This window comes from Streptomyces bugieae (genome assembly GCF_036352915.1).
In the GTDB taxonomy this organism is placed as follows: Bacteria; Actinomycetota; Actinomycetes; order Streptomycetales; family Streptomycetaceae; genus Streptomyces; species Streptomyces endophytica.
Genome location: NZ_JAZBJP010000025.1, coordinates 80816 through 104692, shown reverse-complemented (window position 1 = coordinate 104692; position 23877 = coordinate 80816). Strand labels below are relative to the sequence as shown.

The 23877-nt window shown below is 68.4% G+C and carries 20 protein-coding genes and 4 pseudogenes; 9 read left to right on the top strand and 15 right to left on the bottom strand.

Annotated elements, in window-relative coordinates; translation table 11 throughout:
- Nucleotides 1–140: 140 nt before the first annotated feature.
- The 6 genes from V2J85_RS29320 to V2J85_RS29295 form a co-directional block, all read right to left on the bottom strand.
- Nucleotides 141–2144 carry an ABC transporter ATP-binding protein gene (locus V2J85_RS29320; protein ID WP_330823221.1) on the bottom strand — a complete coding sequence of 668 codons (2004 nt, stop codon included), beginning with the start codon at nt 2142–2144 and terminating at the stop codon, nt 141–143.
- Nucleotides 2141–2575, bottom strand: a complete 435-nt coding sequence (locus V2J85_RS29315; RefSeq protein WP_261953949.1) for a lasso peptide biosynthesis B2 protein — start codon at nt 2573–2575, stop codon at nt 2141–2143. The genes V2J85_RS29320 and V2J85_RS29315 overlap by 4 nt, the downstream gene beginning before the upstream one ends.
- A complete protein-coding gene (locus V2J85_RS29310) occupies nt 2572–2826 on the bottom strand; it encodes a lasso peptide biosynthesis PqqD family chaperone (RefSeq protein WP_330823220.1) in 255 nt (84 codons plus the stop codon). The genes V2J85_RS29315 and V2J85_RS29310 overlap by 4 nt, the downstream gene beginning before the upstream one ends.
- 39 nt (nt 2827–2865) lie before the next feature.
- Nucleotides 2866–4743 (bottom strand): lasso peptide isopeptide bond-forming cyclase, encoded by a 1878-nt coding sequence (locus V2J85_RS29305; protein ID WP_330823218.1) that lies wholly within the window; start codon nt 4741–4743, stop codon nt 2866–2868.
- A 33-nt stretch (nt 4744–4776) separates the two neighbouring features.
- On the bottom strand, nt 4777–4887 hold the full coding sequence (locus tag V2J85_RS29300) for a keywimysin-related RiPP (protein WP_106974916.1): 111 nt from the start codon (nt 4885–4887) through the stop codon (nt 4777–4779).
- Between the two features lie 1117 nt (nt 4888–6004).
- On the bottom strand, nt 6005–7096 hold the full coding sequence (locus tag V2J85_RS29295) for a hypothetical protein (protein ID WP_330823210.1): 1092 nt from the start codon (nt 7094–7096) through the stop codon (nt 6005–6007).
- Between the two features lie 133 nt (nt 7097–7229).
- Here V2J85_RS29295 and V2J85_RS29290 point away from each other — a divergent pair, with 133 nt between their 5' ends.
- The 3 genes and pseudogenes from V2J85_RS29290 to V2J85_RS29280 all read left to right on the top strand — a co-directional run bounded on the left by V2J85_RS29290 (nt 7230) and on the right by V2J85_RS29280 (nt 9224).
- A complete protein-coding gene (locus tag V2J85_RS29290) occupies nt 7230–7505 on the top strand; it encodes a hypothetical protein (protein WP_330823209.1) in 276 nt (91 codons plus the stop codon).
- A 533-nt stretch (nt 7506–8038) separates the two neighbouring features.
- Nucleotides 8039–8241, top strand: a pseudogene (locus tag V2J85_RS29285) (IS5/IS1182 family transposase); the annotation flags it as partial.
- A gap of 89 nt (nt 8242–8330) precedes the next feature.
- Nucleotides 8331–9224 (top strand): IS982 family transposase, encoded by an 894-nt coding sequence (locus V2J85_RS29280; protein WP_261953944.1) that lies wholly within the window; start codon nt 8331–8333, stop codon nt 9222–9224.
- Nucleotides 9225–9534: 310 nt separating this feature from the next.
- Here V2J85_RS29280 and V2J85_RS29275 read toward each other — a convergent pair whose 3' ends face one another.
- Nucleotides 9535–9768, bottom strand: a complete 234-nt coding sequence (locus tag V2J85_RS29275; protein WP_330823208.1) for a hypothetical protein — start codon at nt 9766–9768, stop codon at nt 9535–9537.
- A gap of 306 nt (nt 9769–10074) precedes the next feature.
- Here V2J85_RS29275 and V2J85_RS29270 point away from each other — a divergent pair, with 306 nt between their 5' ends.
- Both V2J85_RS29270 and V2J85_RS29265 read left to right on the top strand, forming a co-directional pair.
- Entirely contained in the window at nt 10075–10950 is an 876-nt protein-coding gene (locus tag V2J85_RS29270; RefSeq protein WP_261953943.1) for a helix-turn-helix transcriptional regulator, read from the top strand.
- A gap of 136 nt (nt 10951–11086) precedes the next feature.
- A complete protein-coding gene (locus tag V2J85_RS29265) occupies nt 11087–11938 on the top strand; it encodes an oxidoreductase (RefSeq protein ID WP_261953942.1) in 852 nt (283 codons plus the stop codon).
- A gap of 174 nt (nt 11939–12112) precedes the next feature.
- On the opposite strand, the gene V2J85_RS29260 is transcribed toward V2J85_RS29265, so the two are convergent.
- Entirely contained in the window at nt 12113–12463 is a 351-nt protein-coding gene (locus tag V2J85_RS29260; RefSeq protein WP_261953941.1) for a peptidoglycan-binding domain-containing protein, read from the bottom strand.
- 566 nt (nt 12464–13029) lie between these two features.
- On the opposite strand from V2J85_RS29260, the gene V2J85_RS29255 reads away from it, so the two are divergent.
- The 3 genes and pseudogenes from V2J85_RS29255 to V2J85_RS29245 all read left to right on the top strand — a co-directional run bounded on the left by V2J85_RS29255 (nt 13030) and on the right by V2J85_RS29245 (nt 17333).
- Nucleotides 13030–14298 carry a hypothetical protein gene (locus V2J85_RS29255; RefSeq protein WP_330823205.1) on the top strand — a complete coding sequence of 423 codons (1269 nt, stop codon included), beginning with the start codon at nt 13030–13032 and terminating at the stop codon, nt 14296–14298.
- Nucleotides 14299–15206: 908 nt separating this feature from the next.
- Nucleotides 15207–15662 (top strand): annotated as a pseudogene (locus V2J85_RS29250) (IclR family transcriptional regulator domain-containing protein); the annotation flags it as partial.
- A gap of 276 nt (nt 15663–15938) precedes the next feature.
- Nucleotides 15939–17333, top strand: coding sequence for a Mucin-2 (locus V2J85_RS29245; protein WP_330823204.1), 1395 nt, complete (start codon nt 15939–15941; stop codon nt 17331–17333).
- A gap of 62 nt (nt 17334–17395) precedes the next feature.
- Here the strand turns inward: V2J85_RS29245 and V2J85_RS29240 are convergent, their stop codons facing one another.
- Both V2J85_RS29240 and V2J85_RS29235 read right to left on the bottom strand, forming a co-directional pair.
- Nucleotides 17396–18424, bottom strand: coding sequence for a hypothetical protein (locus tag V2J85_RS29240; RefSeq protein ID WP_330823203.1), 1029 nt, complete (start codon nt 18422–18424; stop codon nt 17396–17398).
- A gap of 187 nt (nt 18425–18611) precedes the next feature.
- Nucleotides 18612–19591: pseudogene (locus V2J85_RS29235) on the bottom strand (IS256 family transposase); the annotation flags it as partial.
- Between the two features lie 9 nt (nt 19592–19600).
- Here V2J85_RS29235 and V2J85_RS29230 point away from each other — a divergent pair.
- The gene (locus V2J85_RS29230) at nt 19601–19978 is read left to right on the top strand and encodes a hypothetical protein (RefSeq protein WP_330823202.1); all 378 of its coding nucleotides are present in this window, start codon (nt 19601–19603) and stop codon (nt 19976–19978) included.
- 202 nt (nt 19979–20180) lie between these two features.
- Here V2J85_RS29230 and V2J85_RS29225 read toward each other — a convergent pair whose 3' ends face one another.
- The 5 genes and pseudogenes from V2J85_RS29225 to V2J85_RS29205 form a co-directional block, all read right to left on the bottom strand.
- Nucleotides 20181–21596 (bottom strand): caspase, EACC1-associated type, encoded by a 1416-nt coding sequence (locus V2J85_RS29225; protein WP_315975422.1) that lies wholly within the window; start codon nt 21594–21596, stop codon nt 20181–20183.
- Nucleotides 21593–21943, bottom strand: a complete 351-nt coding sequence (locus V2J85_RS29220) for an effector-associated constant component EACC1 (protein ID WP_261953936.1) — start codon at nt 21941–21943, stop codon at nt 21593–21595. The genes V2J85_RS29225 and V2J85_RS29220 overlap by 4 nt, the downstream gene beginning before the upstream one ends.
- Nucleotides 21944–22171: 228 nt before the next feature.
- A complete protein-coding gene (locus tag V2J85_RS29215; RefSeq protein ID WP_330823200.1) occupies nt 22172–22573 on the bottom strand; it encodes a hypothetical protein in 402 nt (133 codons plus the stop codon).
- On the bottom strand, nt 22548–22760 hold the full coding sequence (locus V2J85_RS29210; RefSeq protein ID WP_330823199.1) for a helix-turn-helix transcriptional regulator: 213 nt from the start codon (nt 22758–22760) through the stop codon (nt 22548–22550). The genes V2J85_RS29215 and V2J85_RS29210 overlap by 26 nt, the downstream gene beginning before the upstream one ends.
- 785 nt (nt 22761–23545) lie before the next feature.
- Nucleotides 23546–23845: pseudogene (locus V2J85_RS29205) on the bottom strand (helix-turn-helix domain-containing protein); the annotation flags it as partial.
- Nucleotides 23846–23877 lie beyond the last annotated feature (32 nt).

Below are 23877 nucleotides of genomic sequence, written 5' to 3'. Positions count from 1 at the left end.
TCTGTTAGGAGCTCTAAGTGCTGGTGGCGTTGACCAGCGGCGGTGGCTGGACCGTGACGAACGTACCGGACCCGGCGCACCCGGCGGGGAGGGGATACCTGTGAATCAACGGGTGATGGGTGGTCGGCTGTGGGGCCACATCACTGCGTGCCGGGCGGGGCAGGGCGTACGGCCACGGCGGGCGGTGTCGTGGCGGCCGCGCGCAGCATCTGGCCGGCGGCCAGGCGGCGGTAGACGGGGCTGGTGGTGAGGAGTTCCTCATGGTGGCCGGAGGCGACGGTACGGCCGTCTTCGAGCACGACGATGCGGTCGGCGTGCTGGACCGTGGAGAGCCGGTGCGCGATCACCAGCACCGCGCACTCCTGGGCGACGTCCTTCATCACCCGGGTCAGGGCGGCCTCGTTGAGGGCGTCCAGATGCGCGGTCGGCTCGTCGAGCAGCAGCAGCGACGGTCGGGCGAGCAGGGCACGCGCCAGGGCGACCCGTTGCCGTTCCCCGGCCGACAGCGTGTTGCCACGTTCACCGAGTGCACCGGACAGTCCTCCGGGAAGTCGTGCCACCATCTCTTCCAGCTGGGTGAGTTCGATGACGCGCCGGACCTGGTGCTCATCGGCATCGGGGTCGGCGTAGGTGAGGTTGTCGCGCAGACTGCCGTGCATGACGTGCGTGTTCTGGTCGACGACGGCGATGCGGGCCCGGCAGTGCGCGCGGCCGAGTTCGGTGGCCGGCCGTCCGCCGAAGAGCAGGGTTCCGGCGTCCGGTTCGTAGAATCTGGCCACCAGCGCGAAGAGGGTGCTCTTGCCCGCCCCGGACCGACCGACCAGGGCCACCTGCCGGCGGTGGGGGACGTCGAAGGAGACGCCGCGCAGCACCGGGCGTTGCGGGTCGTAGCCGAAGTGGACGTCACGCAGGACGAGTGCCGGGGCCCCTCCTCTCCGGGAGTGCTCGTTCCTGCCGGATTCCTCCGCCCGTCGGGGTGGATGCTCCCGAACGGCCGTCGTCTCCCGCATCACGGGCTTCGCGGACTGTCCGCGGTCGGCGGATTCCGCGCACTCCCCGTACTCCCCGTACTCCCCGTACTCCCCGTACTCCTCGGGCTCTGCGGGCTCCACGGGCTCTGCGGGCTCCACGGGCAGGGCCAGCACCTGCTCGATCCGTTGGTACGCACCCATGCCACGTTGGATCAGGCCCACCGCCCGGAACGCCGAGGACAGCGGCAGGACCAGATAGGACGCGTACAGGAGAAAGGCGACCAGGTCGCCGAGCGAATTGGCCCGGCCGTTCACCCGCAGACCGCCGATGACCAGGACGAGCAGGAACGAACCCTGGACGGCGAGCTCGACCGCCGGGCTCATCATCGACGCCAGTTTCGCGGTCCGTACGCCCGCGCTGTACGCCGATTCGACCCGCTCCCCGATGCGCCGCGCCTCGCGGTCCTCGGCACGGTGCACCCGGACCATCGGCAGGGCACCCAGGGCACGCTCCAGGTCGGCGCAGATCGCGCCGACGGAGTTCTGCATGCGTTCCGAGGCCGCCCGGATGCCCTTCAGCAGCGAGAACACGACCCCCGCCGCGGCGGCGATGGTCAGTGCGATCAGAAGCAGCAGCAGCGGGTCGAGCCACACCATGAGCACCAGCGCGCCCGCCCCGACGAGCGCCCCGGACACCAGGTCCGACAGCGCCTGGGCCACCACTTCCCGCAGCAGGGTGGTGTCGGCGGTGACCCGGGAGATCAGATCACCGCTGCGGTGCCGGTCGTACTCCCTCATCTCCAGGCGCAGCAGCCGCGCCACCAGGCCGTGGCGCAGTGCGCGCACCACGCCCTCCCCGGTGCGTTCCAGCAGGAAGCGTCCCACCGCACCGGTCGCGGCCTCGGCCCCGAAGAGCACGGTGAGCAGCAGCAACAGCGGCCATGCGAGCGGGCCTTGGCCGCTTTTGTCCACGATGTGCTTGGCGACCAGCGGCTGGGCGAGGCCGAGGGCGGAGCCGGCCATGGTGAGCGCGGTCGCGACGGCGATCGAGGACCGGTGGCCCGCGGTGAGCCGGAACAGCGTGGCCACCGCGGTCCGCGTGGACCGGTCGCCGCGGGGCGAGGACCGCGCCTCGCCCGGCGAGGTCGGCACCTCCCTGCTGGTTGCGGTCATGGGTCCGTCCGGCTCACCGGGGCGACGACCATGAGGCGGGTGAAGTAGCCGTCCGGTAACCCTTCGGCGACCGGACGGCCCTCCGCCTCGATCCAGGCGTGCGCGGTGAACGGGGGCACCACCCGCACCCCGGTGCACCACGTGGGCCAGGTGCCGCGGAGCCGGCAGAGCAGGGCGGCGCCCAGCGAGCGTGGCAGACAGCCGCGGGGGCCGGCGCAGCGCAGGCTCGCCGCGCACATCGCGTCACGTGCTGCCGCGGCCTGTGAGGTAGAGGCGGGCGTGGCGCCGCGACGGGCGAGGGAGAGGACCGCGCGAAGCCGGCGCGGCGGCAGGAGGGACAGGGCGAGGGCGGGAAGCAGGACGCTGCGGGCGGCGAGCCGTCGAATGAACGGGACGCCGGTCGGCCGGTCCAGTGCGCTCGGGGTCGTCATGCGGCCAGTCCGGATGCCCGCAGTTCCTGTACCAAGGCCGCAACGTCCTGAGTCGCCTGTGCCCGGTCGATGTCGAACCGCGCGACCAGCGCGTCGACGGCGTCCCTTTCCTCACCGCCGCCCAGCAGGGTCTTGACCACCAGCGTGCCGGAGGGATTGAGCTCCCAGTAGTCCCCGCTGCGCTCGTCGAGAAGTACTGTGCCGTAGTCGGTCTCCGCCGTGGAGACATCGGCGCCGAACCGCAGTGCCATGGTGAGAGCCTTTCTGCCGAGGTCCGGTGAGGACCTGTATCAAGAGGCCGGGGAGACCGCGTTGTTGGTGGTGCGGGGCTCGCCGGCGCGGGCGAGACCGCGCAGCCACACTTCGCAGGCGATGGTCGAGTACAGGATCGCGTCGCGCAGTCCGGGCGCGGAGGGGCGCCGGGCCAGTCGGCGCAGGGCGTCGCCGTCCACCAGGCCGAGCTGTTCCAGCCGGGAGTCCTCCCAGAGCGCCATCAGGTCGCCGCGGTGCTCCCGTAGTCCGTTCGAGGCGTCCATCGAGGCCTCGGCCTTGTTGCCGCGCCGCAGGCACGCTTCGGGTACGACGCCCTGCATGGCGGCGGCCAGCAGGGGTTTGTAGCGCCAGGGCGTCACGCGCTCACCGGGGTGGACCGCGAGACAGGCTTCGATCACCCGGTCGTCGAAGAAGGGCGACGCCATGGGAACCCCGGCCCGGGCAGCCATCCGGTCCCACTGCCGGATGATGCGGGTGCAGGAACGGATCTGTTCCAGGTCAGTGTGCAGCCCACGGTCCCGGTGCAGGGGTGTGGCCTGCCCGGCCGCCGCGCGCAACGCCTCCCCTGCCATCCGTTCCGCTTCCGGGCTCACCCAGTCGAACAGCCGTGGGGCCATGCCCCAGCCGAGACTGCCGGCGACGGACGGCGGTAGCGGACCGCGCAGCCGGCGGCCGGCGTCGGCCAGCCACTTGCCGTACGGCCGGGAATCGGCCAGTGCTCGCACGGTGCCGCCGAGCGGCCACTGCCACAGGGCCCGGAACCCGCGGAGCTGGCGCAGGGCGAAGAGCGGACGCGTCCGCAGCAGCCGGTGGTAGTAGGCCTCGGAACACCACGCCACATGGTCGCCGCCGATACCGGTCAGATGCAGCCGGCTGCCCCGTTCCGCCAGCCCCGGCAGATGGTGCAGCATCCGGGCGCGGTCCATCACGCCGATGGTCGGTTCGTCCAGCAGGTCGTCGATGTCGAGCAGGTCGGTGTAGACCAGCGGTGAGGCTTCGGCGTCCCAGATGACGTGGTCGAGGTCCGGGAGGAAGCGGGCGGCCTGCTGCGCCCAGTGCAGGTCGGTGTCGGCGGGATCGCGTCCGGGCCAGGTGCTGGCCACCACCCGGGCCGACGACCGCGCCGCCAGGAAACAGATCGAGGTGGAGTCCAGCCCGCCGGAGAGGTCACAACTGACCACGCCGCCCTGCCTGGTGCGGGCATCGACGGCGGCGGCCAGTGCCTCCCGTACGACGGGTGCGCCGTCGGCGAGCGCCCGTGTGGGTTCGGGCGGTGTCCACCAGCGGGACCGCCGTACGGTCCGCCCGTCCGCCGCGATGATCAGTGCGTCCTCTGGGGGCACGGCCGTGACCCCCGGAAACATCGGGGCCTCGAACAACGGATGGGGAACCGGCCACAGCAGCCGAACGGCCAGCTGCGCCACGTCCGGACCGGCGCCGAGCGCGTCCGCGAGGACGTCCGCGCTGGTGGCGGCGGTCTGGACACCGTCGACGGCGGCATGGAACACCAGCCGGAGACCCGAGGCGGTGCCCTGCACCCTGAGCTGCCCGTCGAGCGCGGCGACGAGGTGGAAGCTCCCGGGCAGTGTGCGCGCCAACTCGTCGAGCCTGGCCAGATCGCTCAACTTGGCGGCGTGGCGCTGCAGTTCGGAGGTGTCGACCGGGCAGCATCCGACGACGGCGAGCGCCGCCCGGCCGGCGCGTGCGGTGACGATCTCGTCGTCGTTCCAGTGCCCGACCAGCCAGGGCCGCCCCGAGGCGTGCGTCAGGATGCGTGTTCCTGGGCGTGAGAAGGAGCAGGAGCGGGCCACGGCGGCCGCATCCGCACGGTCGGGAAAGACCGCGAAATGCGCGTCGCCGGGACCCGGTCCCTTGCTCTCATGCGAATCAGCCATGGTGCTGGGCAGCGATCCGTCAGCCGTCCGCCGTCAGTTCTTGCTCAGGATCAGACGGTCGTTGCCGGAGCTGTTCAGGAGCCCGGTCTTCTTCCGGAACGTCCCCAGCCGGACGAGGGTCGGTGCCTCGTAAGCCTTCTTCATGACGTCTCCTTCGTCGTTGGTCGCGGCCGCCGCCCCTGGTACGACCGCGAACCGGCATACCGGTCCACGGCCGGAGCCCGAGCCCATCGGAGGCCCGGAACGAGCAGGCGGTGCGTTGACAGACGAAGCTAGTGGTGCGCCCTCGGCACCCTGCAACCCCCGCAAGGCAAGTACTATTTTCGTCTTAAGTGCAAGATGGCCGATGCATCGAACTGTCATGTAAATGACTTCGCAAAAAGTGAATCAGAGGCAGCGAGTAAATTCCGCGGCAACGAAACGTTTTGAACTGTGCTTCCGGAACCCGTCCCGCGGCCCGGCCGCGGAGAGGGCGCACGGCGAACCGAAGAGCGCGAACCAGGCGCCCCCTACCTCAATCCGCGGTGGTGCCACCGCCGTGCATCGTCCGGCGGCCAGGCGGGAGGGACGGTGCGGATCAAGGTGGTGACGGCGGCGGCTGCTCCTGACGCGGCAGATGGCCCGCCCGCTCGATCGTGCTGCAATGGTTTTTGCCGATGCAGTAGGAGGCCGGGAACGCTGCGTCGGCGTCCGGGATCCGCGTGGGTCAACTTGGGCGCTTGCCGACCAGACTTGCTCTCCGGGTATCTGCCGATGGCCTGGTGCCCAGCCGCAGCCGATACCGCCGCACCCCCGCGGTCGGCGCGTGGCCGGCCCCTTTGGTAGCGGCACGGGGCCTGCCTCAGGAAGCGGCGTCGTACCAGGGGTGGCCGCGTAGGCGCAGCGGCCGGGATCCGGTGGCCAGCCGCGGTGACTTCCTCTTGCCGTTCAGGCAGACAACGCCACTGCACGCCGATCCGCACCCGGTGCAGATCTCGTCGATCACCTGCGCATGATCCCGCCACCGGCCACAACGCCTGTTGCTGACCGGCAGGAACGGCCGAAGCCGTGCCCACTCGGCAGCACTGAAATCTGCCCGCCCCATGCCCGCAGCGACGACCCGGGCGCGGGCTGGTCACAAGATCGATGGGACAAGTGCGTGCAGGTCGCCGTATGGCCGCGCGCGGTGCTCGGTCGACCGGCCCGGCGCCGGCGCCGGGAGCGGATCGGCGGCTGGATGTTGATCGCCCTCGGGGGTGGGGGCCGTCATCGAGTAACGCCGCTAGGACCGCGTCGCCTTCTGGCACTCGTCCGCAGAGGACTCGCCCCGCCCGACCGGCGCGCTGCGGTCGTACGGGTCGATCTCCGTGCCGGCCTGGTCCGTCTGGCGATCCGTGCCGAAGGGAGGGGTGAAGTAGCCCGTCGGGGCGCCGCAGCCGCCGTTGGTCATGTCGTACTTGTACGAGACGATCGAGAACGTGCCCGGCTCGGTGATCACCTTCTCCGGGTCGTCCCAGCTCAGCACCAGCTCGCGCCGGACGATCGTGCGCACGATCTCGTCGCCGTCCTCGCCTGCACGGGTGACCGGGTAGACGAAGGTGACATCGGCGGTCACCTGGAGCGCGCCGCGCTTGCCCTCCCGGTAGGTGAGGCGGCCCCGGGTCTTGACGACGTCGCCGACCAGGTGGGTGCGGGAGGGCTGGAAGCGGCTGAAGAGGAGGAGGGGGTTGTTTTTCTCGCTCGGGGTTCGGAAAGCGGTTTTCAGAAGGTCTTGGACGTCCCGCTGGTGCGGGTTGATCAGTGCCATCGCCTTCTCCGGGCGCTGGCCCCGCAGCACTGCGCGGTCCAGGCTGGACGCGACGAGGAAGCCGCGGCTGCGGGCGAGGGCCCGTTCGACCTCGGCGGCGCTCATCCAGCCGACCGCCTGGGCCTTCGGCACGGTGATCCCGGCCGCTCCGCTCGCCCACCTCGCCGCCGGCGAGCCGCGGAACGGCTCGTCCATGGTGGGACGTTGGGCCACCTGCGCCGGAGGCGCCTGGGTCGGGCGGGCGGTCTCAGCCGCCAGCGGTGAGGAGTCGGCGCCGCCGAACAGACCCACTATCCGCCCCGGCGCGAGCGCCACCGCCAGCAGCACCAGCGAGGCCAGCAACCCGACCACGTACCAGCCCGTGCGCCGCTTGGGCCGCGCGGGCGTGTAGTTGCGCCAGCCCTCCAGGCTACGGTCGGGCTCCGAGCGCAGCCGCTTGGCCACGTCGCGGGCCCGAGCCGACGGTTCCTTGGGCGCGTCGGTGACACCGGCCACCGACTCGCGCAAAAACCGCTCCCACTCCTCGTCCGATCTGGACGAGCCGTCCGGTTCCGTACCCGCACCCATCCCCAACCCCCTGGCAACCAGTAGACCGCGGCCCACTTGCCTGGGACGCGCCCGCATAATGACACAGAGCGAGAAGAGAGCAGGTCCGGGGCGGGTATGTGGGGTTGAGGCTCGTGAAGTGGAGTGAGATGGAGTGAGGTGGAGTGAGCTGGACTACCTCGAGTGTCTGCACTCCGAGCGGCGCGGCTACGAGTGGGTGATGGCCCACCATGGTGGGCTCACCCCAACGCAGGCGCGGGAAGCTGCCCTGCAGCGGTACCCGTACGAGCCGGACGACGCCCCCTACCGTGGGCTGTTGTTTCACGATGAGGCGTGGCACTGGGCGATGCTGGCGATTCACGGCGATCGGTACGTGGTGGAACACCCCGAACTGGCCCACCCCTCACCTGAGTACCTGGCCGCCCGGTGAGCGTCGCGCTCAGGGCATTTTCACTTCTCAGGCTGATGCCCGTCCGCTTCTGCTGAGGGGGTGGCAGCCGATGGCGGCTCCATTTCTCGCTGGGATTTCAGAGCCGATCCCTCATTCGAACCACCAGCAACGGAATGACCATGCGCATCGAAGAAGAGACGTACACGGACGAAAACGCGCGCGTGTACCACCAAGAGGAGCCCTTCGCTGGAGAGATGGTCGGAAGGACAGCGAAGGTCGACTGACCAGCCTCGTGAACTACGTCGGGGGAATCGAATGCGGGCCCGTTACCGGCCGGAGGGGGGGTCGTAGCCTCGGGGTCCGAGGTGCGGGTCCGTCCAACTGAGAACGGCGGCGACGAGCGTTTCGTACGAGGCGCGGTCGAGGGGGAGCTCGGCCTCGATCAAGCCGTGAGGGTCGTGGAGCATGGCGTGGGTGCCGCTCATCGGTGCCTCGCCGCGCCATCGTGGTCGCTAGTGGCGTCGTCCGGGGCGGCCTGGGCGGCGTGGGCAAGGAAGCGAGCGTAGCTGCGGTCGGCGCGGGGCATCACCCACCGCATCGCCCGCAAGGGGGCGAGCCTCACAGCGCCTGTGCCGCTACCGCTGGACCATCGAGCGCACCATGGGCTCGTCGGCTGCCGCCGCCTCCACAGGCGCTACGAGCGCAAAGCTGAGCACTTTCTCGCCTTCCTCAGTATCGCCTCACCCTCATCTGCCACCGCAGACTCACCAAGTGAAATGGCGTCTGAAGGCCCGGGGTCCGGTTTGGCGGCTAGATTAAGTCCGAAGTCTTGGCGCATGAAGCGAGGGTCTCGTTGATCCGTTTGTGACGACAGATCTCGAAACCCTCGCGACAGCACTGTACGTGAAGATCGATGACGCTCTGGCAGGAACGCGGCGGATGGGACGGCCGCCGAGACTGACGGACGCGGAACTGTTGACGGTGGCAGTGATGCAAGCCGTTTTGGGGTTCGTCTCCGAAGCCAGGTGGCTGCGGTTCGCCCGCCGCCACCTGGCCGCCGAGTTCCCCTACCTGCCCGGCCAGTCCGGCTACAACAAGCGCCTGCGGGCGGCGAACACGCTGATCAGCCGGTTCATCCGCACCCTGGCCCGAGACACGGACCTGTGGCACGACGACGTGTGGATCGTGGACTCCACCCCGGTGGAATGCGCACGCTCCCGCCCCACCGCCAAACGCTCCGACCTGGCCGGCTGGGCCGCCTATTCCTACTGCCCCTCGCACTCACGGTTCTTCTGGGGCCTGCGGCTCCACCTGATCTGCACCCCCGGCGGGCTGCCGATCGCCTGGGCACTGGCCAACCCCAAGATCGACGAACGCGAAGTTCTCACCGACATGCTCCTCCACGACGCCGACCTGTTGACCAGTCATCCCAGACAGACGGTCATCGGCGACAAGGGCTACGTGTCCCAACACCTCGACACCTTCATGGCCGACCATGGCCTGTCCGTGCTGCGGCCCAGCTACCGCAATCGCAAGCCCCGACCCGGTGAACACCTGCTCAAGCCCATCCGGCAGCTGATCGAGTCGGTCAACGACACACTCAAAGGCCAACTCGACCTCGAACGGCACGGAGCCAGGACCCCAGCTGGAGTCCTGGCCCGCATCGGACAGCGCATCCTCGCCCTGACCACGGCTATCTGGCACAACCGCACCAACAACGCACCGATCACCCGATCACTGATCGCCTACGACCACTAACCAAGACTTCGGACTTACTCATCTAGAAGTTGGGCACGGCCCACTGGAGGCAGCACTAACGACCCCCATACGACACCCGAGGCACGGCAGGCCGCGCACGCCGCGCCCCGGTGGGCCGTCAACGGGCCCGGGGCGGGCGGACGCGGCCGGGCCCGGTCAGCGGCATCCAGGATGACATCAGGGGCTTCAGCCGCTGCGCACGCGAAGGCGCGCGGGTTCCAGGAATCCTGGGCGCCAGGGGATGGGAACCCGTACGCGAGTCCCCGAATCATAGGGCCATGCGTACGGGTTGACGGCTGCCGATCAGAGATCACCAGGGCATCGGGTGGGCGGGGCACGGCGCGAAGCCTGCGCCCTGGCTGGCCGGGTGCACGTGCCGACGGCCCGAGAGACCGCAAGCCGTCTTCGGGTCCTCGTCACAGAACTCCACGCACGTGCAGTCCTGGATCTCATCCAGCGTGGAGTCGGCGGAGGCGTCCGCGTCGCCGACCCGAGGTGAGCGCCGGTGACGGTCGGCCGTGAGGTCGAGGCGGGCCAGTGTCATCCCCGCCCCTCGTGTCCGGCCTGGGTTGTGATAGCGCCGCACTTCGTGCACCGCAGTCCTTCGGCCCGCTGGCAGTTGTCGCTGAGCGCGGAGTTGACGACCTCGAAGTCATCCCGAGGGAGTGCCTCGGACTCGCCCACAGCGGCAGTCTCGGCGCCCCCGGTCAGGACGCAATGGGCTTGGCCAACTTATGCCCGTTCTGGGCGGACCTTGCCGAGTCTCGCGGCCTCGCACGACCTGGTGGGTAGTACTGGCAGGGCCAGCTATGCCCTTGGTGATCGGCTGGGTGAAGAGCAGACTCAGGGCATGGGCAATAACGACTTGGGTGACTTCCTGCGGGCCCGCCGTGCTGGACTCACGCCGGATGAGGTCGGTCTGCCGGTCGAGTTCGGCGCCGGTCGTCGGGTCGCCGGTCTGCGGCGCGGTGAGGTCGCGCAGCTGGCCGGGGTGAGTACCGAGTACTACACCCGTCTGGAACAAGGCCGCGCCCGGCAGCCGTCCGAACAGGTACTGCATGCCCTCTGCGACGCGCTGCGGTTCGATGACATCGAGCGGCGGCATCTGTTCGCGCTCGCGGGCACCACAGCCGGGCACAAGGACCGGGCCGAGCACTCGTCACGGCTACGACCGGCGTTGCGACAGGTGCTGGAGTCGATGGATCTGGCTCCTGCTTTTGTCAGCGACCGGGACCTCACTGTCGTCGGCGGGAATGCGTTGTGGGCGTTGCTGTTTCCCGATGTGGCCGAGCTGCCGCGCCGGGAACGCAGCATGGCGCGCTGGACGCTGTTGGATCCGCGTGCTCGCCTGGTGTGGTGCGACTGGGAACGCGTCGCCCGCGACTACGTGCATGGGTTGCGGCGGGCCGCCGCCGCCCAGCCGCGAAACCAGCGCATCGCCAACCTGATCGGTGAGCTGATGATGCGCTCACCCGAGTTCCCGGCCTGGTGGTCAGAACACCGCGTCCAGGAACGCACCACCGGCCTCAAACGCCTCCACCACCCTCTCGCCGGCGACCTGGAACTGCAGTACGAGATCTTCACCTCGGCCGCCGACCCGGGCCAATCGCTCGTCGTCTACTGCGCGCCGTCCGGCTCGCCCTCTCAAGAGCGCCTGCGACTACTGGCCAGCTGGGGCAGCGAACCCGCCACCGCGACTACCCAAGACACCGCCGCCGAGTCCTGACCACCGCCCACACCGGGCGATCCAGCACCAACACCAACACCACCCAGACACGACCTCGCCCTACCCGCGGGGTCGATGCCGCCGTGCCCACGCACGCCCCGCGGCCTGACACTCATCCACGAAGGGACACCCGTAAGTGAGCAAGACATTCCTGATCACCGGCGTCAGCACCGGCCTCGGACTGGCCACCGCCCGACGGGCCCTGGCGGCCGGGCACCGGGTCGCGGGCACCGTGCGCACCGAGCAGCACGCGGCCGCCTTCCAGGCACTGGACCCCGACCGCGCCCGGGCCTTCATCCTCGACCTGTCCGACGCGGACCGGATCGACCCCACGGTGCGGGCCGCCGAAGCGGAACTGGGCCCCATCGAAGTGCTCGTGGCCAACGCCGGCTACGGGCTTGAAGGCACCTTCGAAGAGTCGTCGATGGCCGATCTGCGCCGCCAGTTCGAGGTCAACGTATTCGGCACGGTAGCGACCGTGAAAGCGGTCCTACCCGGCATGCGGGAACGGCGCGGCGGCCACATCTTCGTCATCACCTCGATGGGCGGGCACACCACCTTCCCTGGACTGGCGTTCTACGAAGGCAGCAAACACGCCCTGGAAGGCATCACCGCCACCCTGGCCCAAGAGGTCACCCAGTTCGGCGTGCGGGTCACCGCCGTAGCTCCCGGCGCGTTCAAAACGGACTGGGCAGGTAGGTCACTGGTCCGCGCACCGCGCAGCATCGCCGACTACGACGCACTGTTCGACCCGATCCGGACCCGCCGCCAGGCCCTCGCGGGTCAGGGCATCGGTGATCCCGATCGCGCGGGCGACGCCATCCTCACCCTCCTGGACGCGGAGAAGCCTCCCGTGCATATCCTGCTCGGCTCGGACGCGCTCCGCCTGGTCACCGCCGGGCGCCAACGCGTCCAGGACGACTTCGACGCCTGGGAGGAACTCAGCCGCTCCACCGACTCCACCGAAGGCGGAGTAACAGTCGCCTGACGCTGGGCAATTCACCAAGACAGCGGCCGGAACGGCGCTGTGGCTACCGACCCACCCGGACACCACGACGACGGGCACCACAGCGCCGGAGGACGCGATCGAAAAGCTGCGTGACTTTAGGCCGCGAGCAGCCCCTGGGCGGCGTTACTGCCCAGGGGCTGCTGCGGGTGGTGTCTAGCAGCCGAATCCACCCGAAGATGTCCAGTAGTTGAGGCGCGCCCACGTCTTGGGGCCGACGATGCCGTCGGCTGAAAGCCCCTCACACCTCTGGAACGTCTTCACCTTGGCTTCGGTACCACTGCCGAAGGTTCCATCGACGACCAGGTTTCCACCCAGAATGGAGTTGTTGAGCTCACACTGAAGCTGCTTCACGACGGTGCCGGTATCACCGCGCGACAGCACAGGCTCAACGCTGGAGTAGTGACAGGCGTAGGAAGACCCGGCATGGGCGTTCGGGGCCGCCCCAATGCCCAGCGATACCGTCAGTGCGGCGACGCTCAGGGAGCTTGTAATGAGCTTCCTCAAGTGCGTATTCCTTTCAGATTGGATGCTTTGGGGTCTCTGTGAAGCGATCAATTCGATTGAGTTGATCGGCCTGTTCGCCAGGCCATGAAAGTCCCTCTGCACCTGGGCAGGAATTGGGTTTTCGTGGCTGGCAGGGGGTGCTGGAGCTCGTTCAGCCGCGGCCTTCGCATGCCTTGCAGTCGCCGCTTCCTCGGCAGCTGTCGCACTCCCATACACCTCGATAGCCGGAGCCATCACAGGTGGTGCACTTTCCATTGCCCTTACAGCGCTGGCACCTGTTCCACATGGTGCGTCCTTTCGCAGTTGAGTCGTTTTTTGATTGTCAGCAGGGTGTGATGGGCCGGCGGAAATGTCGTGCCGTCCGATGCAGGCTTCGTTCAGATCACTCGGATACCGGCGATGCCGGCCCGTCCGCTGGCAACAGATTGCCCCAGGCGAGGGCCCAGTTGAGGGCTCCAGTGGCCTCACGTTTTTGCACTGCAAGTTGCACCGCCGTAACCTGCTGCTCCTTCTGTTGCACCGCAACGAGTTCTCGTCATCCGGAGGCTTTTGTGGGGGAACCAACCGTGCTCTTCACGGAGCTGGCGCGTGCTTTAGTCCAGGCTCTCGACGCATGGGCGGCCGTGGTAGGCCAGGCGACCGACACCGACAAGCGGCCCACACGCACAGGCTTGATTGCGGAGTTGGAGAGGGATCGGAGAGAAGCAGAGCGCCTCGGTCAGGCTCGAAGGAGGATTGATGAGCCTCTGCTGGCGTACTGGCTTAAGGGGCGGGATCAGCTGCTCGTGGGCAAAAAGAGGAACCGGCTGCCCAGCGAGGAGGACAGCGCAGCCATCGCCCACGTCCTTGCGAAGAAGGCGTGTCGCGGCACCGAGCAACTAAGCAGACTCGGCAGGGAAATCGCAGACCTTGCGCGCCGCCTGAAAGACGAAGGCGGGGCGGGATGGCGGAATGCCGTCCTTGCAAGCCTTGTACATGAGGCCAGGCCTGGCGAGGAGGTGGGGGCAGAGCACAGCACGACATCGGTTACTCCACTTCCTACACCCGGGAATTCTCGGGGAACTCCCGGGTCTTCCGAGGCACTCCCCGATAAGCCCATTGCCGGGGTGTCGTGCACTGCCACGTACGGGGAGGAGGCTTCCGTCTGGTCGCCACCAGCCGCCGGCGGCCACCTTCCCGGCGCCCCACGCCCCGACGGCAGGCAGCGGCCACTACACCACCAGCAGAGCTGGGTCAATGCCTTGGGCAGCGTCGTTGCGGTCGTTGTTTCCATTACGGCGGTCATTACTGCGGCAGCGGTCACGGCATCCGACGACGGCAAGGGGGCTGAGCCCCCGTCAGCAAGCGCCGCCCCTCACACGTCGCCGATCTCTCCCGTCCACAGCGGCCTGGCAAGAACCGCCGGGCTGGAGACCCCCGGCTTGGAGAAGGGGGTCCTGGGCGAAGACAGCCGTTGCAGTGCACCCTTCCAGGGCCCGAACGTGATCACGTGGAGGGTATGCGCACGCGTAGATGAGGAGTACGTCTCCTTTGCCTTGAAGATCACCAACCGAGGCCGGGCAGCAACCACCGTCAAGATCCGTCTGGAGTACGCACAGACCAGCAGGTTCCACTCCTGCCCGAAGGCACGGAACACTCATCTCCTCAACGCCCCGGCAGGCAAAACCGTCATCACGGATCCCAGGCAGTGCGCCGTGCCCCGGGAAGCGACACCCTTCGCCTACCAAGGAGTGGGCTGGGTAGTCGCCGAGGAAGCCAACGCAGGCTCATACGAGCTGGCCCCCACTGCGCACGTCTATCCCGATCGGGTCATCTGGAAGCCGGACTTCGTGTGACCACGGCCTCGGCCAACATCGGTACAGCGATGGCGGGGAGCATCTGCGGCACCCGCAGCTGCCCGGCCTGCACGTTCGGTCATGATGCATGCTCGATGTCGAGTGATGGGTCGAGCCGGGCCCAGTCCAGCGGCCCGCGCCGACGGGGCAGGGGCAGGGGCAGGGGCAGTAATGCGAATCCCCGTACGGCATATCTGGGGAAACGTGATGTGGACCCGCCATGGCCCGTGCTGGGCACTGTAGCCGCTCTCGGGCGCACGGAGATCGTCTGCGATTACGGGACGACGAAGGGCTCGGAGTCAATTGGAGTGACTCCGTGCCCTTCGTGGGGGCTGGGATGAGGCGTCAGGTGGCTCCAATATCGCACTTCCCGGGCAGTGGCCCAGGGCCATGCAGCCGATCGGCCACAGCTGACGCGTCTGTCCGGCGCTGCGCACAGAGGTGACGGTCTGCTCATTGCACTGGCACCCGAACACCCCAGGTCCTCCCCTGCGCCAGCGGACAACAGCACTGGGAGGGATGCGTGGTGGTGTGCTGATGCCTTGCGGCCGGCGGTGCTGACCGACATGGCCCGCAGCACTCCTGCGCAGACCGATACGCCTGGTCAGCGGAAGGCCGCAATCCGAGCGCTGGACATCCTCGATCTCGTCGACGCAGCCGAGGGGATCACCACCCGAGATCTGACCAGCCGCAGTGATCTTCCGCATGCGGCGGTGGCCAGGTGCCCCATCGCCCCGAACGGAGTGCTGAGTTGCTGCAGCAGACTCTTGGCGCTCTGCGGGATCAGCTCGGGGCGGCTGTCTATGTCAGCACCTACACCGACGGAGACGTGAAGGTTCTGCAAGCCCCCCGGGCCCCACGCGCCTGCGGTCACCGAGTGGGTCGACTTCCGCGACGCCGCCCACGCCAGCGCCGTCGGCAAAGGCCTGCTGGCCCAACTCGACTTCGCCAGCCGCATGGACCACCTCACCCGCTACCAACCACTCCCCCTGACCGAGCGCACCATCACCAACCCCCACGCACTGTTCGAAGCACTCGACGGACACGGCCCCTACGCCGCCCAATTCGACCTGTTGGAGTACTCACACGAGGAAGTCTGCGCCGCCTTCCCCCTCGGCATCCCCGGGCAAGCCCCATGCGTCGCCCTGTCCCTGCCGGCCGGACAACGCCACCAACTCCTACACACAGCCCACAAGCTCAGCGAACGCTCCGCAGGACTCCTCCTGGCCCTCCTCCTCACCAACGAAACCCCAACCAACCACCGACCACCCCGCACCAACACCCACACCACGAGAGAAACGCACCAACCCGCCCTCACCAACACAGCCCGCGCCCTACCCCAGATACACGCCACCCGACACTGAACACCCCCCGCCCACCCCCACACCACCAACCCAGGGCGGGAGGCACGGGGCCCTTGCCGAACCCAACACCCACCACATGGGAGGCACATTCTCGAAAGGCACGCCTCCCACACCACCTGTGTAAGTAAGAGCACCTGACGTGGTACGGGGTCCTGGTGACCATGTGCGGAGGCAGCCTCGTCCGTGGCAGGATGACGGCGTGCTAACGCGAAGGGCCGATGCCCTGTAGGCAACCGAAGACGCTGCACACAAAGCGACGGGCCGGGGAGCTGAGACATGGTCGCCTTCTACTCCTCCGCGCTGGACGGAGTCGCCGCCAACCCGGCTCTTCCCACACCGCTGCTGCTGCGATTGATCGCCTTCGACGGCGGGGGCCACGGCCCGCCCTTCCAAGCCCTCCACCGGACAGGGCTACCCGAACCGGCCGTGGCGGCTGTCCTTGCCCACCCGGCCCTGGATGCGCGAGTCGAGTTCGCAAAGAGCGGCCAGGCGGAGCCCGAGCAGCGAGCCCGGCTCGCAGGCGACCCCTCGCCCAGGGTACGGGCCGCCGTCGCACACGGACCCGAGTGGAGCCACGATCACCGCAAGAAGGTCCGTCCACTGCCGGACGCTGTGTGCGCGCGTCTCCTCGAAGACCCCGAAGCATCCGTACGCAGCGCACTGGTGAACTCGCGCCACGTGGCGCCCTCCTTCCTCGCCTCCCTAGCCCGGCATCCTGATCCGGCCGCACGACATGCCGCCCTGCGCGTCTGGGACGAACTGGCCCCGGACGAGCACGCCGCGCTGCTCGACGACCCCGACCCTGAGGTACGGCGATCAGCCGCACTGTGCGCGTGTCCCGACGACGCAGGACTCACGGCGGCGCTGCTCCGCGACCCCGCCGCCCTCCCCGAGGCACTGCGCCGGGGGCTTCTCGATCGCGCGGACGCCGAGCGGTTCCTCACCGAAGGCATCCACCTGGCCGAACTCGCCGCCAATCCGTCCCTGCCGGCCGACCTCGTGGACCGTCTCGCCGTCGACCTCGACGACGGGGTGCGGCTCGCCGTCTCCCTTAGGCCCGAGCTGTCCGAAGCCCGACGCGCCGCGATCGACTTCACAGTGACCCCCTACACAACGGGTGACGTGGACTGGGTGGCCGCCGGCATCGCCGACCAGGACGTACTGCATCGGGCCGCGACCTCCACCCATCCCCTGCTGCGCCGCGCCGCGGCCCGCAGCCCCCATCTACCTCCCGATCTCCTGCGGCATCTGGCCGAGGACACAGACGACCTCGTGCGCACCCACCTGGCCATCTACCACCCCGACACCCCGGAGGAGGTCCTGATGAGCGTGTACGCACGGCTCGGCGGGACGTTCTCCGCCTGGATGGCGACCGGCCACCCCCGCTTCCCCCGCGACGGGCTCGCCGCCCGCTACGCGAACCATCCCAACGGGATCTACCGCCAGCTGGCTGTCCGCGACCCCGCCGCCAGCCCCGAACTGATCGAGCGACTCAGCCACGACCCCGACGTCTGGACACGACAGGCAGCGGCCGGCGACCCGCGCCTGCCGCTCCCACGACTCCTCGAAGCCCTCGCCCTACCCGAACCGGCCTGCAGCGCGGGCACCAACCCCGCCCTCCCCCCAGATGAAATGGCCGCCGTCATGGACAAAGCCGGCGTGCCCGCATAACGAAGGACGCCCAGAGCGACACAGCCGACGTGCTCGAGGCCGATCCGACAGTCGAGTAACTGTCATTCCTGTGGATCGGTTAGTGCGACTGAATGTCTCCATTGGTGGGCGTCGCCCTCTGCATTGCCCAGCTCATATGTGTGCAGGGGTGTCGGGCTGGTGCCGGCGGCGGTGCGTGGGCGTGAGCCGACAAGTGATCTCAACATGCCGACACCTGCTACGACGGCGGCGACGTGCAGCACGGCAGCGACGGCGAGGCTTTCCGGCAGGGTGACGTCGCTGGGGTGGGCCACGGCAACGAACAGCGTGAGGGGCAGTTTCCAACCGCTCCACGCGAAGAGCGAGCCCGACCCGAGCCAGCCGAGCGCCAGCAGGAGGTGGTGGGGCACTCGGGCAGGACGCTGTCGGGCAAGCGTCCAGACGGCGGCGGATCCGGCGAGCGCCCACAGCGCGCCCACGCCCGTCAGCAAGTAGCCGTTGGTGTTCCGCTCCGCCGGGTGTGCGACTCCGAGGGGGCCGCCAACTGCCCAGTACAGCCAGGCAAGACCGACGACGGCCGCGACAGCAGCGGCCCACGGCACTGCAGTGCGGGTACCGTCCCCGACTCTCGCGGTGAAAGCTTCCGGCCAGCGGCGCCGCAGGTAGGCGGGGAGCGCGAGGGCCAGCCCCAGCCCCATCCCGATGAAGCTGAACTGGATCAGTGCGCCTTCCCAGCCAGGCATGGCAGAGTCATCGCCCCCGCTGTTCGCCGCGCCGCCGCGCGCAGCATCCAGCACCGTACTGAGCACGGCGTACGGCAGGATCGACACGAGGAACCCTGTCCCCGTCCAAGCGCAGAAGGCCACCAGCCGCCCCGGTATCCGCATGCCCCAGGGCCGCACCAGGGCGAGCGCCAGGGCGATCCCGATCCCCGCCATACCGATGGTCACGGTATTGAGGAGGACCCAGCCGGCCAGGGTGAAGCCCTCCCCGATCGACGCCAGTCCCAGCAGCGAGCCGACGACCCACGACACCTTGATCAGCAAATAGGGCGACACCGCCAGCGCCGCCCCATATCCCGCGCACCGTCCGACCCGGTCCCAGCGTTCCACCTGGATATCCCTTCCTCAGCAGGAACTCCAGCCTCGGACATCCCCCTGCCCGTCCACGTCCACCACAGGGAGCGTTCACCTCCGTCGGGCGGCGGAGCCCGATCTCGTCATCCCGGCGGACCGGGCGTGCGAGCTGCCCTGACGAACGCTCGCTTGCACACCGCAGGCTCAGTGGCATTGGGGTCACTCATGCCACGAGGGCGGCGGTCCGTTCGACGAGGTGGCCTCGTTCGAAGCGGGCTCCGGCTCGGACGAGGGCGACGAGGTGGGGTGCGTTCACGGCTCGCCAGCGGGCCTGGGCGGACTCGACGAGCTTGAAGACCATCGCCAGGGCGGCGGCTCGGGATCCGGCCCCCTTGGTGACCTTGGTCCGCAGCCGCACGATCGCGAAGGCCGACTCAATGGGGTTCGTGGTCCGCAGGTGGATCCAGTGCTCGGCGGGGAAGTCGTAGAACGCCAGCAGCTCGTCCTCGTCATCGATGATCTTCTTGACGGCCTTGGGGAACTTCGCGACGTACTGCTTGGTGAACGCGGCGACGGCCTTGGCCGCATGCTCCCTGTCCTCGGCGTTGTAGATGTCCTGGATGGCCTTCTTCGCCGCGGGCTGGGCCGACTTCGGGAGAGGGTCGAGGCAGTTGGCCGTTTTGTGAACCCAGCACCTCTGATGGCGGGATTCGGGGAAAACCTCGTTGATCGCATTCCAGAAGCCGAGGGCGCCGTCGCCGACGGCGAGGACGGGAGCGCGCATTCCGCGCCGCTGGCAGTCCCGCAGCCCGCCCAGGACTCCGAGGACTCGCGGTAGCCGTCCGTCATCGCGATGAGCTCTTTCGTGCCGTCTACACGTATGCCCATGACGACCAGGACCGCGGCCTTCGCCTCCTCCAGGCGTATGCGCAGGTGGATGCCGTCGGCCCAGACGTAGCCGTAGTCCGTGGCGGACAGGTCACGTTCGCTGAACGCCTGGTGGTCGGCCTGCCACTCAGTGATCAGCCGGGTGAAGGTGGCCGGTGACAGGCCGGCCGAGGAACCCGGGAACTGCTCCAGCGCGGGCACGAAGTCCCCGCTGGACAGCCCGTGGAGGTAGAGGAGCGGCAGCACCTCGCTGATCTTCGGGAACTTGCGGCACCAGGGCGGCAGGATCGCCGAGGAGAGCCGGTTGCGCTCGCCGATTGCCTCGTGAGCACCCAGATGTCGATCGGAAAGCAGAACGTGGAATCACCTCCCCTAACACTCGCAGAGCTGGACGTTTGGCTCGACGAGCCGCGGCGGCAAGGTGGCGTGGTCGTGTTGCGCGCCGCCACCGGCTCGAATGCGGGAGCAGTGCTGGAGGCACTCCGCCGACGGGTATCGGGCGCGGTGTTCGTCGACTGTCTCCATCTGACCGCCGAGGAAGTGGCAGTGCGCGTACTCATCAGCCTTGGGGTGGCACCGGAGGATGCGCACAAACGGCGACCGAGCCTCTGGGATGCCCAGGGGCTCATCACGACGACCGCTGCGGGTCCCACGTCAGTTGGCCCGTCCGCGTCGAGAACCACACCGAACTACGCCGCCTGATCGGGACGAGCGCGGGTGGCGGCGGCCTCGTCCCTGACGCGACACCTGCCCCGACTGCTGGAAGGGAGTCGTCGATGACCTCGATCGATCAGGTCGCCACCCTCGCGACGTTCGGTCCGATGTGGGCTGTCCTCGTGGTCGGCAACAACCTCGCCAACTGCTCATCTGACCAGAGCGACACGTGCCTGAGAGCCATTCCGCCCTATGCGCGGTGCGGCAGGCGTAGCGTGAAGATCGCTCCCGATTCGGCTTGATTGGCGGCCTGGACGGCACCGCCCATCAAGTGCGCATTTTCTTGGGCGATCGACAGCCCCAGTCCGCTGCCCTCGGACCGGGGGCGGCGACTGTCCGCCTTGAAGAAGCGATCGAAGATGTACGGTAGGGCCTCCTTGGGGATGCCGCTTCCACTGTCCCTCACCTCGATGAGGAACTCCGTTGGCCGTGGCAGGACACCTACCGTTACGGGCGAGCCACCGTGCTGGAGTGCGTTGCCGATTAGGTTGGCGAGGATGACGTCCAGACGCCTTGGGTCGAGGCGTACGCGGAGGGGGTGCGGTGCGTCCAGCGTGACAGCTGCCGCCCATTCGCGGGCATCGAGGCAGGCGGCCACCTGCTCAGTGACATCCACCGCTTCGGTGACGAGCCGTGCGGTGCCCGCGTCGAACCTCGTCAGCTCCATCAGGGTCTCGACCAAGTCATTCAATCGTCGGGTCTCGGTGATGACCAGCCGTACTGCCGGCCCGATCATTGGATCGAGCCGGCCGGTTTCCTCCTCCAACACCTCGGTCACGGCGGTGAGTGCGGTGAGCGGAGTGCGCAGTTCGTGAGACATGTCGGCCACGAACCGCCTCATGGCCGATTCGGGCGAGTCCAGAGCAGCATCTGTTCGTGGCTGGTAAGCGGGATTGGGCATGAATGGCACTGTGCCCAGGGAGTTGCGGTCCCGGCACTGCGGCTCCGGTCGTTCGGCCGCGCGCAGAGACGAGCGCATTCCTTCGTAGATCTCGTTGAGGGTAAGCGACTCGCTGGCGCCCGGCACACCTTGGTGCAGCAGACTCACAAGCTCTCCGGTGAAGGCTGTGTAGAGTTCGCCGGGCGGGGCGAGGGCGAGCGCGTTCTCCGCGGCCGCGGCGAGCAGATATGTCCCGTCGATCTCGGCCAGGCCAAGCCCTTCGGACATGGCACCAAGGACACGGCCGCTGTAGCAGCAGTCCAGAATCACGATGCGTCGCGCTGCCCGGCTCGTCTCGAAGGGCCGTCTGATCCACTGGTAGGGCACCGCTGAGTCGTAGACCTCTTGCGCGTGGCTGTCGTACAGGGCCAAGTACAGCTCGCCGGTGCCCGGGTCGATCAACCCGTGGCCGGCGTAGTAGAAGATCAGCGTGTCGGTTGCCTGCTGGGCGGCCCGCTTGACTGCCTGCGAGACCAGGCGAGGCTCACGCGGGTCGGTCACGATGGTGCAGTGGTCGGTGGCCAGACCCCACACGTCCTCGGAAGTGAACTTGTCCCGCAGCGCCGCCACGTTGGCAGAGACAGCCGGTAGGTCGGCCAGCTGGGCGAAGCGGCTGGAGCCCACCAGCACCACTCTGGACCGATCAGGGTTGGGCAACCCTGTCACGACCCGTCGCGCTCCTCCGGCCGTGCGTCAAAGAGGCTGCGCAGCAGCCGCTCGGCCTCGTCCGCTGGCATGTCGTTGATCGTCACACGCCCACCATCGGGCTGCTCCACGGTCACCGACGGGGCCCCCGCTCCGCGCGTACTGCGCCACTGAACGATCGACACGGCCAGTGAAGCGGCACTGAACCCAGACCCGATGACGAGCGAGACGACATCGAGCAATGGCCCCATCCCGCCGACCGGCGCCTGAGCTGCCGCATCCCACCGCACATCAGCGCATCGTCGTGCCTGGGAATCGGCGAGCAGCCACGCGTGGAGCGAGCGGAGCTCTGCCTCCGTTGTCGTCACTGGCTCTACGGAAAGCCTTAACCGCACTGAGCCCTCCTTTCGATCGAGGCCCTGATAACGCAGATGTCAATTTAAGGCGGAGCCCATGCAGATTGAGAAGGGTTCCATCCGGGCGGAGTCGCCCGGCCTGCTGGTGTGACATCAGGGGCGGGCGAGGGGACGACGCTCGTGGCGTCGTCTTTTGCCTGGTCGGACGTACGGTGGCAAGCCGGTCGAGGTGGCGGCGTCTCAGGTATGCCGAGACCAGAAGGCGACGAACGCGATGTAGGTGATGGCGGCGGTGGCCACGAACCAGAAGTACGGGTCGCCGCTTCTTCCGGATGCCAGGTCACCGATGAAGGCGCTGAGATTTCCCACGGTGAGGACCACGCCCGTGCCGGCCCAGGCTCGTCCTGCGATCCGGGCGAAGCGCTCGTCGGGTTCCTTCTCGGTGAGGCCCTGATAGGTCTCGCTTCGGCGTCCCAGCAGCACTAACGCGAGACTGCAGAGCGCCAGGATTCCGAACGTCACCAGGCCGATCGCCAGGCGGCCGCCGAACGTCGCGGCCACGAGGCAGGCGCCTCCGAGGGCGAGGAAGAAGCCGGGGACGGCCCGCCTGGCCGTGTTAGTGGTCGCCTGCTGGGCTCTCATCGGCATGGAACATCTCCTCAACGCTGACCCCGAAGAACTTGGCCATGGACAAGGCGAGCGGCAGGGAAGGTGTGTACCGCTCGGTCTCGATGGCGTTGATCGTTTGCCGTGAGACCCCGAGGGCCGTGCCTAGCTGCCCCTGGGAGAGCCCTCGTGACGACCGCAGTTCCCTGACACTGTTTCGCACGTGTAAAGCTTACTTGTCACCCTGCCATTGGTGTCAAGTGCGCTTTACAGTGCTGGCGGGCCTGGGGGCCGGGCGTCGCAACACGCGCCGGGACGTTACGGCGATGACGCGCTCAGCGGTTCAGCTGAGCGATCAACTCGCGGTCGGCCGCGCGCTGCGGCGAGGTTCTCGTCCTGGGTGTTGCGGCGGACCTGGAGGTCGTCGAACTGCTCGACGCGCTGTGCGGCACGTGCTGGCCGATGCCCCGGCGAGCTCGGAGCCGGCACCACTGCTCGAAGTCGGCGCCGGGCTTGTGCCTCCTTCCACCTCACCCAGTGCGGCGAGCAGCAGAGGTTCGAGCTGATCGCCCGGCGCCGGTGGCAGGCCTCCACCGAGCACAGGCCGAACCCCGGCAGCGGCCGGACGCGCGGAGGGGCGAAAAACTCCTCCACCCGTGACTGCCCCAGCTTCGTAAACAGCTCACGGTGCCGCATGCACCTCTACGTCCTCGACGACATCCAAGGGCGGTGGCACTGGGGGACGCCGCAGCCGCCCGGGGTATTGCTCATCTGCTTCGGCTCGGCGGCCAGGAACTCCTCCGGCGTCTTGCCACTCCCCTTCCAACTGCTGCGGCGGGCCGAGCACAGGCCCAGTTTCGGTTCTGCGGGCGGCGGCCCAACAGACCTGGCGGCACAGACGTTCATGCAGCAACCGGAACTCGCTCGTCAAGCGATCCACGCCTCGCTGTGCCGATGCCGTTCCCATCCCACGGCCGAGAACTCGTCCTCGCCGGCGCTCGCCACCCCGTCGGCGGAGCGGGAAGCCTGCTCCAGGGCAGGAAGAGGCCGCAGCCGTTGGATGACCCGGCACACCGTTGCCGACGAGATGCCGAACAGCGGCGCGAGCTGCCGCATCGTGAGGTTCGTGCGGTAGCAAACGGCCACCGGCAACACCCGGTCCACCAGCGGCAGGCACCACGGCCGACCACCACCGGGACCATTTCCACCCCGCTCGCGCACCACCTTCAACAACCGCTCGAACTGCGGCATCCGCAGACCCGTGAACGTCTCCACCCACAACGACTCAGCCCTCAACACCCCACCCATACGGGGAAAATGCCCGGCCCACACCCTTCTGC